Origin of the sequence: Pseudofrankia coriaricola (genome assembly GCF_032027725.1) — a bacterium.
Lineage (GTDB): Bacteria > Actinomycetota > Actinomycetes > Frankiales > Frankiaceae > Pseudofrankia.
Map to the genome: position 1 here is coordinate 1 of NZ_JASNFO010000028.1, position 14,540 is coordinate 14,540.

Genomic DNA, 14,540 nt, shown 5'->3' on the forward strand with positions numbered 1-14,540 from the left:
CTCGACGTGCCAGAGGTCGTGGTAGTTCGCGATGACCTCGGGGGCGGTCACGACGGTGACCGGGAGGTTGGTGACGTAGCCCTTGAGGCCGACGAGTCGGCGGGCGCGGGCGAGGCTGGCCTCGTCGAGGGTGGTGGCGTCGCCTGTGACCGTGACGAATCTCGGGGTGCGCGCGGTCTGTTCTCCCCCGACGACGGCGCGGGCGCGGTTCTCCTGGGCGGTGAGGGTCCTGTTGTCGCGGGCGGCGCGTCTGGCGGAGTAGGCCCGGACCGCCCGCCACGACGCGGGGTGCTGTTCCCGGTCCCAGACGGGCTCGGTCTTCAACGCGACGTCGTTGTCCCGGTTGCGGCCCTTTCTGGGAGTGATCGTGTCGATGATCTGCCCGTCGGTGAACGCGTCGCCGTGCCAGCGGAAGTGGGACTCCAGATCGATCGGCGCCTTGGTGACCCGGGAACCGACGATGAACCCGAACCCGGCCTCGTCGAGGTCGCGCAGGTTGGCCGCGGAGAGCATGCCGGCGTCGGCGACCACGACCAGGTTCTCCAGGCCGTGGCGGTTCCTGAACTGGCGGACGATCGGCAGGATCGTCGCGGTCTCGGCCCGGTTGCCCTCGTAGCAGCCGATCTCGAGCGGGAACCCGTACCGGTCGACGAGTAGCCCGACGACGATCTGTGGGTCGACGCGGCGTTCCTTGGAGTAGCCGACCCGGCGCAGTTCGTCCTCGTTCTCGGCCTCGAAGTAGAGCGTGGTCACGTCGTAGAGACACAGCGAGACATCACCAGCGGCCCTGGCGTGGGCGAAACACAGCCCCGCGAGCTGGTCGCGGTAGCCGCCCTGATGCGCGCGGAGCAGGGTGCGGCGCATCGTCTTCTCGCTCGCCGGCGTGGCGCCGAGGTCCACCAGCACCCTGCCGGTGTCCAGGATCGACGTCGGCTCGACCAGCCTGGCGATCACCAGGTCCCGGAACACCTCGTCGCCCAGGGCGTCGAACCCCAACGACGTGAACACCGAGACGAGCACGTCGTAGAGCACCCGCGAGCCGGTCGCGACCACCCGCGGCCCAGCGACCGCCACCCGCCCACGCAGCGGTTCCACGGCCACGTCGAACAGAACCGGCGGGGCAGGGCCGGCCTCGCCGAGCAGCGGGGTCCTCACCGCGACCGGCTCGACCCCGAGCTCGAGCTCGCCCTGGCCCGGAGCCTCCAACAGTTCCCGGGCCCGCTCGATGAGCACCCCAAGCTCGGCCTCGGTATGCGCCGAACCCACATGCGCGACGATCCGCCGCCGGCCCCCGACCGACTCGGCGATCTGCACAGCCGTCGCCCCCGACGCCGTCCGCACCCGCCGAATCCAGGCCACAACCACACCGTAGGGCACCAATTAGTGCCTCAGAACCACCCACCAGGCACCCATCACCCCAGGTCAACGCACTACACCATGATCGAAAACGAGCAGGTGACCGAACTCAGGCGGGGGTGTAGCGGCGGCGCTACACCCCCCGCTACTCCCCACGGCCCTCTGACCTGCGTACACCGCACCGCGTAGCGGGTAGCGCCCAGCGGCCCGCCACGCCCGAAACCCGCCCGACAGCCACCCCGGCGACCCGCACCCGCCGCTACCCGCTACAGGAGGAACCCCGCCATGACCACCGCTGACGAGCCCGCCCACCCGCACGACACAGACGCGGTCCGACACTGGCTCGCCGAACAACTCGCACGCGCCCCCGAACCCACCGACGCCATGACGGCGATCATCGTGCACGTTCTCGCCGGCATGGCCACCCACGATCTCCGCGAGGATAATCCTCTCGGTCCGCCCCGCGAGTTCGAGCGTCATCTCCTCGCGGGCCACCTTCACGGCAAGCTCATCGAGTTTCCGTTCCTTCGCCGCCTTCTGCTCCACCAACGCGGCCGGGGTCTCTTCCGGGCGTTCCCACGACCGGCGCTCCAGAAAGGCGCTCACCGCGAGCCGCACGTGAGCCTCCAGCGCCACACCGTCGATCGACGTCGGCCCCTCACAGTCCTTCCGAGTACGCCTACGCGCCATAGTCAGCGACGGGTGGTTGTAGCGAACCCCTGACTCGCCCACCCGCACTACGCGAAGCTGGGCGCTACATACCGAGCAGACCACCACACCAGAAAGCAGATGCCGAACCGCCACACCCGTTGTCCGGCGCCTACGCACGGCGTCCAACGCCACCTGCACAGCGTCAAACTCGGCATCCGACAAGATCGCGGGAAACTTGCCGCTGCGCGCGACACGCGACCACGAACCGTCCGGGGTCAGTTCCGCGTACCACCCAGCCAGGCGCGGGTTACGCATCATCAGGCGAACAGTCGTCATCGCCCACATCGTCGGGGCATGATCGTGGTGCGTCTTACCCGGACCCACAATCCCGCGACTGTTCAGATCGGTGCAGATCTTCCCCGTCGCCTCACCAGCGGCCAGACGCCGCGCGATCTCCCGGACAACCGCGGCCTGCCCATCGTCGATCACTTACGTGATAACGATCTTTCGGCCGTTCGGGGACAGATCCACCGTCCGGCGCCACCCATACGGCTTCGCCCCACCGGCCCACTCGTGCGCGTTGCGCTTGCGCGCGTGCCACCGGTACATCCGGTCACTGATCTGCTCAGACTCGTTGACCGCATCGGTGGCCTTGTCGCGGTACGCCACCCGGCCCGCCGTGGTCGCCAGATCGTAGGCGGTGGCCCCGCCCGACACGTCGATCGCCAGGACCGACCCGACCGCGTTCCGCATCAGCTTCGAGAACGCGGCCACGGCCGTCTCCTCGCGGTTGAGCCGGGAGGCCTCCACGACCAGCACCATCGGCACATCCGCACTGTCCCGGATGTCCGCGATCATCCGCTCGTAGTCCGGCCGGACCACGTCATCACGGCTCGCCGTGATCCCGTTGTCGCAGTACCATTCGATCACCGTCACGCCATGCGGAGCCGCCCGCAGCAAGATCAGCTCTCGCTGGGCCTCGACCCCCAGAGCCTCCCCCGTCTGGTCGATCGACCGACGCGGGTAGGCGACATACCGCAACCGACGGTGCGCCATGGGGTCAAACCTAGGCCCGACCTGCGCGGACGGGAAGCCTGTACCACCTGAGACATGGGTACAGATCCGACGATCAAGCCCACGGCGCGGTGGTACCGACGGGCCAACCTTGGCTGACGCGGCAGTAGTTCAGGCCGGCCCGGGCATCCGTCGCTCGGGCCGTTCCCGCGAGGCAGCCTCAGGTGAGGTCAGAGGCGGCGGGGTCGGGACCGCCCATGTCGAGCCGGAGCGGTGGGTAGCTGTCGGTCATCAACATCGCGTAGCCGCAGACGCGCAGAGCCCACCGCCGCAGGCCGAGAACCAGGTCGTAGACGGACTGCGGGTAGCGGCCGGTGAACAGCATGATCACCCCCGCGAACAGCGTCAGGAGGCCGGCCAGGGCGTTGCCGAGACGGCCGACGATCAGGTAGTGCGGGATGGCCAGCAGCCAGGACTTCACGAGGACCAGGCCGCGGGACAGCCGGTCCGGGTAGGCGACCGACAGGCGCGCCGGGTAGTCGGGGACCTCGCCCAGCGTGAACGGTGGGTAGCGATCGGTGGCGAGCGCACCGTAGCTGTAGTAGTTCACCCGCCAGGACCAGCGAAGAACCCCGACATTGAACGAGAAGACAGCGCGCGGGTAGCGGCCGGTGAACAGGATCGCGAAGAACGCGCCAATGCTGAGCACCAGCGCCGCTATCCAGAGGAAGAACAGGACGATGGCATGCGGGATGGCCAGCACCCACTTGACGAGCCAGAGCCAACGCGAGAGCTCCGAGTCGGGGCCGGGCGCCGCGTCGATACGGACCGGATAGGCCGGCTGACCGGTCGGGCGAGGCTGGTCGGTCACAGTGGACATCGAGTTCCTACTTTCTTCGCTGCCGCCAGGAAAGGATCCCCGACGATCCGGAAAAGGACAACCCTCATTACCTCCTGATCCAACCAATGATTCAGCCCCGCCAACAGCCGGCCAACCCCCGGCCGAGCCCACCGGTCAGCCCACCAGGCGGCCCACCAGGCGGCCCACCAGGCGGCCCACCAGGCGGCCCACCAGGCGGCCCACCAGGCGGCCCACCGGGCAGCCCGCGGATCGTGGCCGCGCCGCGAACGCTGGCCGAGGAGAAGGGCGCGACGGCGGGGCAGCTGGCGCTGGCCTGGCTGCAGCATCAGGGGCCAGACGTCGTGCCGGTTCCGGGCACCAAACGGATCACCCACCTGGAGAGAACGCCGCGGCCGTGTCCGTCGAGCTGCCCAGGACGACCTTGACAGGATCGAAACCGCCGTCCCGCCGAGGCCGTGGCTGGCAGCAACGTGCCGCGGAAGTATCTCCGCACCACCGGAAAGTAACCGTCTCCGGCAGGGTCAGGTGCCCATCAGGGCCAGGAGCCCGGCGGTGTCCTGGAAAACGCCGCCGACCGCGTACTGAATCATCAGGTTGCGCCAGTTCGGCTCGCGGCCTGGCGAGAAGGTCCAGGCCGGGACGGGCTGCCAGACCAGGGCGGTGCGGCCGGTGGCGGCGGCGGCGCCGATCATCGCCGCGGCTCCGGGTGGGGCCTCCGGGCCGGACACGTCGGCGACGACCAGCTCGGCCGCCAGCGCCGCGTCCCAGTCGGCGATCGCGGCGGTGCGCGGGTCGTGGTCGTGGAACCTGGTGGCGGTGGAGACCTGGTAGCCGTGGCCGCGCAGCAGGTCGGCGATCTCGGCGGCCTCCGACGGCGGGCGGTAGGGCGACGGTTCGAGGTAGGCGGTGGCCGGGCGTGGGGCGAATTGGTCGCGTCCGGGTGCCGGTGCTCCGGTAGACAGCACTCGGGCAGACACCGCCACGAGTCGATCGCAGGCGAGGCAGGCGGCGTCGGCGAGCTGGCGCCGGTTGCGCTCACCGAAGATCGTGAACCGGTCGGCGGAGGTGTCCTCGGGGAGAGGGCGAGCGTAGGCACCCGGATGACCTCGGTGGCCAGGTGGGCCAGGAGTGGGTCGGGAAGCTCCCAGCGGCGTCCGCGGTGCTGCCGTAGGTGAGGAAGTCGGTGGTCATGATGACGACCGGGGCGCCGCAGCTCGTCCGAGGAGCTCGGACGGCGTGTTCCTCCCAGTAGCGGGCATCCTCGCGCCGCGCCCGCTCCAACAGCGAGCCGTGGACCACCACGGGGCTCGGCCGGTTGCCCGGTCGCAAACCTTCGGTCTGCTTCCGGGCTTCCACGGTATTTCGCTTCGGCGCCCAGCCCCGGAACCCGCGCCAGGGAGGCTTCGCCCCCTGGAACCCCCTCCGGCTCACGGCGAGGCCGGGGTGCGGCTCGTGCGTGGGGCGGGTCTCCGCGCCGGGCCCTGGGGCGAGGGGCCGGCGCGGAGCAGGGCCGGGTGGATGGCCTTGGCTATAGGGGGTGTGGGGTCACATGCGTTCGGGGGCCGTGATGCCTAGGAGCGACAGGCCGTGGGCGAGGGTGCGGGCGGTCAGCTGGCAGAGGGCCAGGCGGTTGGAGCGGATGGGCTCGTCGGCGTCGAGGACGCGGCAGGACTCGTAGAAGGTCGTGAAGTCCCGCGCGAGCTCGTACAGGTAGCCGGACAGGCGGTGGGGCTCGAGGGTCGTGCTGACCTCATTCAGCATGGCGCTGTAGCCGTCGAGCTGGAGGGCCAGGGCTCGTTCCGCGGGTTCCAGGGCCACACCGGGGTCGACGATTACCTCGGGGTCACCCGCCCGCCGCAGGATCGACCGGATCCGGGTGTGCGCGTACTGCAGATAGACGCCGGTGTTTCCGTTGAACGAGACCATGCGGTCGGGGTCGAAGACGTAGTCCTTGACCCGTGACGTCGACAGGTCGGCATATTTGACCGCCCCGATTCCAGCCAGCTCGGCGATCTGGTCGAGATCGGTGTCCGTCAGCTCCGGGTTCTTCTCCGCCTCCGCGACGACCGCGCGGGCACGCGCGACCGCCTCGTCGAGAAGGTCCATCAGCCGGACGGTGCCACCCGCCCTCGTCTTGAACGGCCGGCCGTCCTTGCCCAGCACGGTGCCGAAGGGGACGTGCTCTACCTCGATGGCGTCGGTGAGCCAGCCCATCCTGCGGGCAGCCTCAAAGATCATCTTGAAGTGCAGCGCCTGCCGGGAGTCGGTGACATACAGCAGCCGGGTCGCCTTGAGGTCATGAATGCGGTAGCGGATCGTCGCCAGGTCCGTGGTGTCATAGCCGTAGCCACCGTCGCGCTTGCGGACCATCAGCGGCACCGGGCTGCCGTCGGGGCCGGTGACCTCCTCGGAGAAGATCACCAGGGCGTCGTCGCTCTCCACGGCCAGCCCGGCCCTGACCAGCTCGTCGATGGTCTCCGCGAGCATGGGGTTGTAGAACGACTCGCCGACCGAGTCCTCGGGACGCAGCAGAACGCCAAGGCGGTCGTAGATGACGCGGAAGGCCTTCTCGGACTCGGCGACGATCTCCTTCCACTTGGCCAGGGTGGCGGGGTCGCCGGACTGAAGGTCGACCACCCGCTGCCGGGAACGGTCGGCGAAGGCCGGCTCGGCGTCGAACTCCTTGCGGGCGGTCTTGTACAGCTCGTCCAGGGCCGACACAGACGAGGTGCCGGCGGACAGCTCGTCCTGGTGCCAGGCGGCCTCGGGATGCTCGTCGAGGTACTGGATCAGCATCCCGAACTGGGTGCCCCAGTCCCCGAGATGGTTCTGCCGGACGACCTCCGCTCCCAGGAAGCCCAGTACCCGGACGAGGCTGTCGCCGATGATCGTCGTCCGCAGATGCCCGACGTGCATCTCCTTGGCGATGTTCGGCCCGGAATAGTCGATCACGGTCCGCCGCCCGTCGTCCGGCAGGCCGACTCCCAGGCGAGAACTCCCCAGCCGCGCCGCCACCTGCCCCCAGACCACGGCGTCGGGAACCCTGATGTTCAGGAAGCCGGGACCGGACACCTCGACCGTGCCGATCGGCCCGCTGCCGAGCGCCGCGACCAGCTCCGCGGCGAGGTCCGCGGGCCTGGCTCTGGCCCGCTTCGCGAGCGCCAGCGCCGCGTTGGCCTGGAAGTCGGCGTGCTCGGACCGGCGCACCACGGGGTCCGCTCCCGCCAGCTCGGGGCGGACGCGACCGATCGCCCCGGACACGGCGTCGGCGACCTGGCCGAGCAGCGGTGGCACCTCGTGGTTGCTCACAGGGACTCCCCTCCTTCGTCGTCCACCATTCTCCCAGGCGCGCCAACTGGGTTTCGGCGGTCATACCGCCGGCCCGGGGCCGTCCGCGGGCCCCGCCCGGACCGGTCGATCTTCCGCCCCGACGGGCTCGGGCGTGAGCGTCGCCCGGGTGACGGAGCCGAACAGCCTGAGCGTCTCGGTGAGATACCGCCCCGCCGGGACCCCGAGAAGGCGCAGGGCGCCGCGGTGGTCGACGGCCACCACCGCGGCGGAGGGGATGGCCAGTGCCCACCAGGCGGCGGCGAGCGCGACGCGCGCCGGCGCGGGCAGACTGAAGAGATCCAGGCGCAGCCGGTGGACGTGGAACGGGACGTGCTCTTCCTCGTCCGCGAGGATGCGCGCGGCGACCTCGCGAGTCAGCTGGTCGTCCGCGCCGTCACGGATGGCCTCGTAGTAACGCAGCGCACACACCTCGGCGACGGTCAGCACCATCACCTCCCGCCGCAGGCCGGCACGCCAGCGCAGCGACCGGAAGGCGGCATCACTCCAGTGCGCCGCGATGGCCGGCCGGCCGCCGGCGGCGAGCAGCCGGCCGAGCAGCCGCGCATGGTCGCGCTCCTCGCCGACGAACAGCCGCGCGGCCGCGAGGTAGCCGTCACCCGCGCGCGTGGCGGCGCGGATCATCCCGTCGCCGTCGCCACCCTCGCCGACCTGGAACCTGGCGAGGCTCGCCGCCAGGACCGCCGGGATCTCGGCGCCCTGGTTCCAGTCCGGGTCACGCCGGTGTCTGTTGGCCTCGAACTGGCACCGCCAGCGGTCGAAACCCTGGGCCGTGTCATCGGGCATGAGGCAAGGCTGCACGGCGAATTGCCGTCAAGGCCAGAAATATCCACCTGGTGACCGCCGCCTGCGTCGGGGCCGGGTTAGGCGGGGGCCGTTCGCCCGTGCCGGCCACCTCTTCCATCGGCACCGTGATGCGAGTCATGCTGTGGATATTGTATATGTTCTTTCGGTGCCGGCTTGGTGACGCCTCGGCGTTGTGCCGGGTCGACCGCCTCGAAGTGGAGAATCCGGAATGTTGGACTCGAAAATCGTCGGCGGCCTGGTAGTGGACGGCACAGGGGCGGCGCCGTTCCGCGCCGACATCGGCGTCAAGAACGGGCGGATCGTCGACATACGTCGATCCGACGGTTTATCCAGCGGAATCGAGACCGAGGCTGCAGAGACGACCGACGCGACCGGCAAGTACGTCCTTCCGGGGTTCGTGGACATCCACACCCATTACGACGGGCAGGTCACCTGGGACTCGTTGCTGGAGCCAAGCAGCTCACACGGGGTCACGACCGTGGTGTCCGGCAACTGTGGCGTCGGCTTCGCGCCGGTGACCCCCGGCCGCGAGCCGTGGTTGATCGAGCTGATGGAAGGCGTCGAGGACATCCCAGGCACGGCTCTCACCGAGGGGATGACCTGGGGCTGGGAGTCCTTCCCCGGCTACCTCGACCGGATCGCCGGCCGGGAGCTCGCCGTCGACTTCGGCGTCCAGGTCGCGCATGGGCCAGTCCGTGCCTACGTCATGGGCGACCGCGGCGCCCGCAACGAGGTCGCGACCGCGGACGACATCGCCACCATGGCTCGCCTCGTCCAGGAGGCGATCGAGGCCGGCGCGCTCGGCTTCTCCACGTCACGGACGGTCGCGCACCGGGCGATGAACGGCGAGCCCGTCCCGGGGACCTATGCCGCCGAGGACGAGCTGTTCGGGCTTGGCCGAGCCATGGCGCGCGGTGGGCGGGCCGTCTTCGAGCTGGCGCCGACCGGCTCCGCCGGCGAGGACCTCGTCGCCCCGGCCCGCGAGCTCGACTGGATGCGCCGGCTAGCCAAGGAGATCGACCGCCCGGTTTCTTATGCGCTGCTCCAGGTTGATGCCGCCACCACCATGTGGCGTGAGTTGATGGAGTCCTCCGCCGCCGCGTTCCAGGCGGGATCGCCGTTGTACCCGCAGATCGCGGCCCGCCCGTTCGGGATGCTCATCGGCTTCGCCGGCCACCACGCCTTCACCCACCGGCCGTCGTTCCGCGCTCTCGCGCACCTGTCCCCGGCTGAGCGCGGCTTCGAGCTGGCGAAGCCGGCGGTCAGGAAGGCGATCCTGGCCGAGGGGGACCTGCCCGTCGACCGCACGAGGCAGTTCGACGCCATGAAGGACGTGATCGCTTTCAGTCTGGATCGGCTCTACGCGATGGGTGACCCGCCCGACTACGAGCCGACCCGCGAGCGGACGGTCGCCGCCATCGCCGAGCAGCGCGGCGTCAGCGGCCTCGAGGCTCTCTACGACCTGATGCTGGAACAGGCCGCCGGCACCGACCACCCGGCGACTGCCATGCTGATGATCCCGTTCTTCAACTACGCCGACGCCAACCACGACGTGATCCGCGAGATGCTCACACACCCTGCCGGTGTCTCCGGCCTTTCCGACGCCGGCGCTCACTGCGGCATGATCTGCGACGCCTCCTATCCGACTTTCCTGCTCACCCACTGGGTCCGCGACCGCCGCCGCGGCGAGCGGCTACCGCTGGAGCACGTCGTCAAGAAGCAGACCTCCGACACCGCCGCCCTGTTCGGCCTCGGCGACCGCGGCATCCTCGCCCCGGGCAAGCGGGCCGACCTCAACGTCGTCGACCTCGACCGTCTCACCCTGCACACCCCGCGGATGGCCTACGACCTGCCCGCCGGCGGCCGCCGGCTCGTCCAGGACGCCTCCGGCTATGACGTCACCATGGTCGCGGGCAGCGTCACCCGCCGGGACGGCGTCGACACCGGTGCCCGCCCCGGCCGGCTGATCCGCGGAGCCCGCTGACCACCGGGCACCGGCGCGCGGAAACGGCGGAAACGTCGGCCCGCGAGGCGTCGGTTGGGGCTGTCCAAGGAGGTCGGGCTATCCGATGAGAGCGTCCAGGGTGACGAAGCCGTAGCCGCGGTCGCGCAGGGCGCTGATGATGCCGGGCAGCGCGTCGGCGTCGAGCGTCGAATGGTCCTGCGGGTGCGAGCCCAGGTGCATGAGCACGATCTCGCCGGGCTGCAGCGCGTCCAGGACGCGAGCGGTGCCGGAGGCGGCGGTGCGCCCGCCTGAGGTGCCCTGCCAGCCGAGGGTGTCGACCGTCCACCGGATCGGCACATAACCGAGCGCGTTCACGGCGGCGATGTCATGCGCGTTCCGGTCCCCGAACGGGAAGCGGAAGAAGGGCCGCGGGTCCTTGCCGCCCACCGCCAGGATGTCGCGCTCGGCCCCCAGCACCTCACCGCGCAGCGCGGCGTCGTCGATCTTGGTGAAGTACGGGTGGGTCGACGAGTGGTTGCCCATCCGTCCGCCGGACGCCGCGATGTCGCGCACCTTGGCCGGGAAGCTGGTCGCGAACTGGCCGGTGAGGAAGAACGCCCCCGCGACGTGCTCCCGCGCCAGCGTCGCAAGAATCGGGGTGACACCGTCCGCGTTGGCGCCGGCGTCAAAGGTCAGCGCGACGATCTTGCGGTCCGTCGGGATGCGCTCCCAGTCCTTCCCGAACAGCCCGGCGGGCAGCCCGGTCCCCGGCGTCGGCGGCGGGGGTCCGATGCTGCTCGGCCTCGGCACGGCCGACGCGGCGGGCGGGGTGGTCGGCCGATTCGTCTGCCCAGCGGACGGCCCGAACGCCGACGTGCCCAGCGACGGGCTCGCGCTTCCCGCCCCGCCCGCCCCGTCCGCCCCGGGCGCCCCGGGCGCCCCGGCCGCCGACGCGGTGGCCGTGCCCGCGGTGGGGCCGGGAGCTGGCTGGGCGGGCGCCTCGCCGCCACACGCGGCGAGCGCGACGACCAGGCATACCGGCGCATACCAGGCGACCGCGCGGCGTCGACGCGTCATGGTGGGTCTGACGTCCGGCTGAACCGCGCGGTTGCCCCGCGACCGGCATGGGCCGGGGAGAAACGCCGAGAGCCGTGGGCCGGCGAAACTGTCCGGAACACGGCATATGGTGCGGTCGGCTAGCGCTTCGCGGCCCGGGCGCCGGGCGGTCCCGGATCGGATGCGACGAGACACGCCGAAGTCGGGCGAACATGCCGCGGCCGCGGCCGGCCGGATAATGCGGGGCTGGCGTGATCGCGGTCCGGGCGGACGCGCTCCGAGCACGAGAACGCGTACCTGGCCGAGCGAACGCCGGACGGCAGGCCGCGCGACGGTGGAGGTGACGTACCCGTGACGGTGACGGATGCCGGTGGTCGCGGCGGCGCGCCGCCGAACGGCGCGCGACAGCCGCGTCCGGACGACGACGACGACGCGCTGGGCGCGCCGGCCGCCGCCACCACGCCGGTCAACCCCCCGGTCGGGCGGGTCATGGGCACGGAAGAAGCCACGCCGCTGCTCTTCCACGTCGCGCTGAACGAAGGCAGCTACCTGCAGTTGGACGACGTGGTCGTCACTGTCCGCACCGTGCCCGGCGTCGGGCCGGTGATGACGGCCGGGGTGGTCACGCAGGTCGAGGCGCGGCACGAGGGCGCGAGTTTCGACTCGGACGTGTTCCTGATCGCCGAGGGCGTGCTGCCCGCCCAGGTGCAGGAGATCGCCGAGGTGACGACGACGCGCCTGGAACCGGAGATCTACGTCCCGCCCCGCCCGGGCGAGCTGGTGCGGCGCGCCACCGGCGACGAGCGGGCGATCGCGCTCTACTTCGACCAGATGGACCGTCAGGTCCCGGTCGGCCTGGGCCGCGACGGCACGCCGATCTACATCAACCTCGAGTTCCTCGACGGCACCCGCGGCGCGCACGTCTCCATCAGCGGCATCTCCGGCGTCGCGACGAAGACCAGCTTCGCGCTTTTCCTGCTGTACTCGGTCTTCCGCTGCGGCGTACTCGGCCGGGCGGCGGTGAACGCGAAGGCGCTGGTGTTCTCGGTCAAGGGCGAGGATCTGCTGTTCCTCGACCGGCCGAACATCCGGCTGACCGACGAGATCCGCGCGGTCTATGACCGGCTGGGGCTGCCGGCCGAGCCGTTCGCCTCCGCCGGCTTCTACGCCCCGCCGCTGCCGGGAGACACCACCGGACGCCCGCATGTCTCGGCCCGGACGTCCGGGGTGAGCGCGTTCTGGTGGACCCCGCTCGAGTTCTGCCGGGACGAGCTGCTCCCCTACGTCTTCGCGGACTCCGAGGACGACCGCCAGCAGTACACGATGGTCGTCCACCAGGTCACGAACCGGCTGCGCCTGGACGCGGTCCCGTTCGGCGCGGACGGCGCCGTCAAGGTCGAGGGGCAGGTCCTGCGGACCTACGAGGAGCTCGTCGACTTCGTCATCGACCGGGTGAACGACGACGGCGCGCGGGCCAAGTGGGCCGGGCCGGCGACCGGCGCGGGCACGGTGAACGCGTTCGTGCGCCGGCTGCGCTCGTCGCTGCGGGCGCTGCGCACGGTCATCCGGGCCGACCTGCCGGACGCCGCGGGCCGCCGGGTCAGCACGGCCGGCCACCAGGTGACCGTCGTCGACCTGCACAACCTGCCGGAGCGGGCGCAGCGGTTCGTCGTCGGCGTGGTGCTCGCGGCGGAGATGCGGCGCAAGGAGGACGCGGGCCCCGGCGGGCTGCTGTTCACGATGCTCGACGAGCTGAACAAGTACGCGCCCCGCGACGGCACGAGCCCGATCAAGGAGGTGCTGCTCGACATCGCGGAGCGCGGCCGGTCCCTGGGCATCATCCTGGTCGGCGCGCAGCAGACGGCGAGCGAGGTCGAACGGCGGATCATCGCGAACAGCGCGATCCGGATCGTCGGCCGGCTCGACCCGGCGGAGGCGTCCCGGCCGGAGTACGGGTTCCTGCCGCCCAGTCAGCGAGCCAGGGCGACACTGGCGAAGCCGGGCACGATGTTCGTCACCCAGCCGGAGATCCCCGTCCCGCTGGCCGTCACGTTCCCGTTCCCCGCCTGGGCGACCCGGCCGTCGGAGGCGGGCGATGGCGGCCCCGAGGCATCGGCCGCGCCCGCCGACGGGCCGGCGGTGCCCGCGCAGTCCCGCCCGGACCCGTTCAGCCAGCTGCCCGACCCCGACGACGACCCGCCACCGTTCTGACCACCGTCACCGTCTGACCGCCGACACCGCTTTGACCGTCAACACCGCGCCGCTCGTCCACCGGCGGGCGCGCCCCGCGCCCGGCCGCGCCACGAAGGACCGCCAGCCATGAGGTTTCTGCACACGTCCGACTGGCACATCGGCAAGTCCCTGAAGGGCCGCAGCCGGCTCGACGACCAGGAGGCGGTGCTGCGCGAGGTCGTCGGCATCGCCCGCGCCCAGGAGGTCGACGCGGTTCTGGTGGCGGGCGACATCTACGACTCGGCGGCGCCGTCGGCGGAGGCGCAGCGGCTCGCCGTCCAGACCCTGCTCGGGCTCCGCGGCACGGGCGCCGAGGTGATCGTGATCGCCGGTAACCACGACCATCCGCGCTCGTTCGAGGCGTACCGGCCGCTGATGCAGGCAGCCGGGATCACGATGGTCGGCACGGTACGCAGGGCGGAGAAGGGCGGGGTCGTCGCGTTCACGGCCCGTGGCACCGGTGAACCCGTGCGGGTGGCCCTGCTGCCGTTCCTGTCGCAGCGCTACGCGGTGCGCGCCTCCGAGCTGGTCACCCAGACGCCGGCGGAGAACTCGGCGAAGTACGACCAGATGGTGCGTGACCTGCTCGCCGCGCTGTCCCGGGGCTTCGACGACAACGCGGTCAACCTGGTGCTCGCGCACCTCACGGTGACCGGCGGGAGGTTCGGCGGCGGCGAACGGCTGGCACAGTCGATCTTTGACTACTACGTGCCGGCGACGGCGTTCCCCGCCGACGCGCACTACGTCGCGCTCGGCCACCTGCACCGCCGCCAGACGCTGCCGGCGCCCTGCCCGGTCGAGTACTGCGGCTCCCCGCTCGCCGTCGACTTCGGCGAGGAGGACTACGTACCGGTGGTCCGGGTCGTCGACGCGGCGCCGGGCGTCCCGGCGAAAGGCGTCGACATCCCGGTCACGGCGGGGCGGCGGCTGCGGACGGTGCGCGGCACCGTGGCGGAGCTCGCGGAGGCGGCGGCCGAGTACGGCGACGCCCTGCTGCGGGTGTGGGTGCGCGAGCCGGCGCGAGCCGGGCTGCGCGAGCAGGTGCAGGAGCTGCTGCCGAACGCGCTCGAGGTGCGCATCGACCCGGAGTTCGCCGCCGCGGCCACCGGCTCGCGGCCCAGCCGCCCCGCGGACGGGCAGGGCGGCCCGGCGGACCTCTTCCACGAGTACCTCGGCACGCAGAACATCGCCGACGAACGGGTCGAGGCGCTCTTCGCCGCCCTGCACGACGAAACTGTCGGAGCCGACCGGCATGGTTAGCCCGACGGC

Annotated in this window: 11 protein-coding genes; 3 read left to right on the forward strand and 8 right to left on the reverse strand. The window is 71.3% G+C overall.

The features are described from left to right. The 7 genes from QOZ89_RS16025 to QOZ89_RS16055 all read right to left on the reverse strand — a co-directional run. A partial coding sequence (locus QOZ89_RS16025; protein WP_397428783.1) for an IS1634 family transposase occupies positions 1 to 1,359 on the reverse strand: 1,359 nt, incomplete at its 3' end. A 63-nt stretch (positions 1,360 to 1,422) separates the two neighbouring features. Then, entirely contained in the window at positions 1,423 to 2,496 is a 1,074-nt protein-coding gene (locus QOZ89_RS16030; RefSeq protein WP_312624137.1) for a recombinase family protein, read from the reverse strand. Then, a complete protein-coding gene (locus QOZ89_RS16035) occupies positions 2,497 to 3,063 on the reverse strand; it encodes a recombinase family protein (RefSeq protein WP_071050025.1) in 567 nt (188 codons plus the stop codon). A gap of 178 nt (positions 3,064 to 3,241) precedes the next feature. Next, a complete protein-coding gene (locus tag QOZ89_RS16040) occupies positions 3,242 to 3,901 on the reverse strand; it encodes a DUF4389 domain-containing protein (RefSeq protein WP_071050024.1) in 660 nt (219 codons plus the stop codon). A gap of 503 nt (positions 3,902 to 4,404) precedes the next feature. Then, positions 4,405 to 4,848: a hypothetical protein gene (locus tag QOZ89_RS16045; protein WP_071050023.1), complete on the reverse strand. Its 444-nt coding sequence runs from the start codon at positions 4,846 to 4,848 to the stop codon at positions 4,405 to 4,407. Between the two features lie 580 nt (positions 4,849 to 5,428). After that, positions 5,429 to 7,192, reverse strand: a complete 1,764-nt coding sequence (gene argS, locus QOZ89_RS16050; RefSeq protein ID WP_312624138.1) for an arginine--tRNA ligase — start codon at positions 7,190 to 7,192, stop codon at positions 5,429 to 5,431. 60 nt (positions 7,193 to 7,252) lie between these two features. After that, complete coding sequence (locus QOZ89_RS16055) at positions 7,253 to 8,017, reverse strand: ferritin-like domain-containing protein (protein WP_071050022.1); 765 nt, start codon at positions 8,015 to 8,017, stop codon at positions 7,253 to 7,255. 229 nt (positions 8,018 to 8,246) lie between these two features. On the opposite strand from QOZ89_RS16055, the gene QOZ89_RS16060 reads away from it, so the two are divergent. Further along, positions 8,247 to 10,022 carry an N-acyl-D-amino-acid deacylase family protein gene (locus tag QOZ89_RS16060; protein ID WP_312624139.1) on the forward strand — a complete coding sequence of 592 codons (1,776 nt, stop codon included), beginning with the start codon at positions 8,247 to 8,249 and terminating at the stop codon, positions 10,020 to 10,022. Between the two features lie 78 nt (positions 10,023 to 10,100). On the opposite strand, the gene QOZ89_RS16065 is transcribed toward QOZ89_RS16060, so the two are convergent. Further along, positions 10,101 to 11,060 carry a polysaccharide deacetylase family protein gene (locus QOZ89_RS16065; protein ID WP_312624140.1) on the reverse strand — a complete coding sequence of 320 codons (960 nt, stop codon included), beginning with the start codon at positions 11,058 to 11,060 and terminating at the stop codon, positions 10,101 to 10,103. A gap of 330 nt (positions 11,061 to 11,390) precedes the next feature. Between QOZ89_RS16065 and QOZ89_RS16070 the strand changes: the two genes are divergently transcribed. Both QOZ89_RS16070 and QOZ89_RS16075 read left to right on the forward strand, forming a co-directional pair. Further along, on the forward strand, positions 11,391 to 13,250 hold the full coding sequence (locus tag QOZ89_RS16070) for an ATP-binding protein (RefSeq protein ID WP_312624141.1): 1,860 nt from the start codon (positions 11,391 to 11,393) through the stop codon (positions 13,248 to 13,250). A 108-nt stretch (positions 13,251 to 13,358) separates the two neighbouring features. Then, positions 13,359 to 14,531: a metallophosphoesterase family protein gene (locus QOZ89_RS16075; RefSeq protein ID WP_312624142.1), complete on the forward strand. Its 1,173-nt coding sequence runs from the start codon at positions 13,359 to 13,361 to the stop codon at positions 14,529 to 14,531. The last annotated feature ends 9 nt before the right edge of the window (positions 14,532 to 14,540 follow it).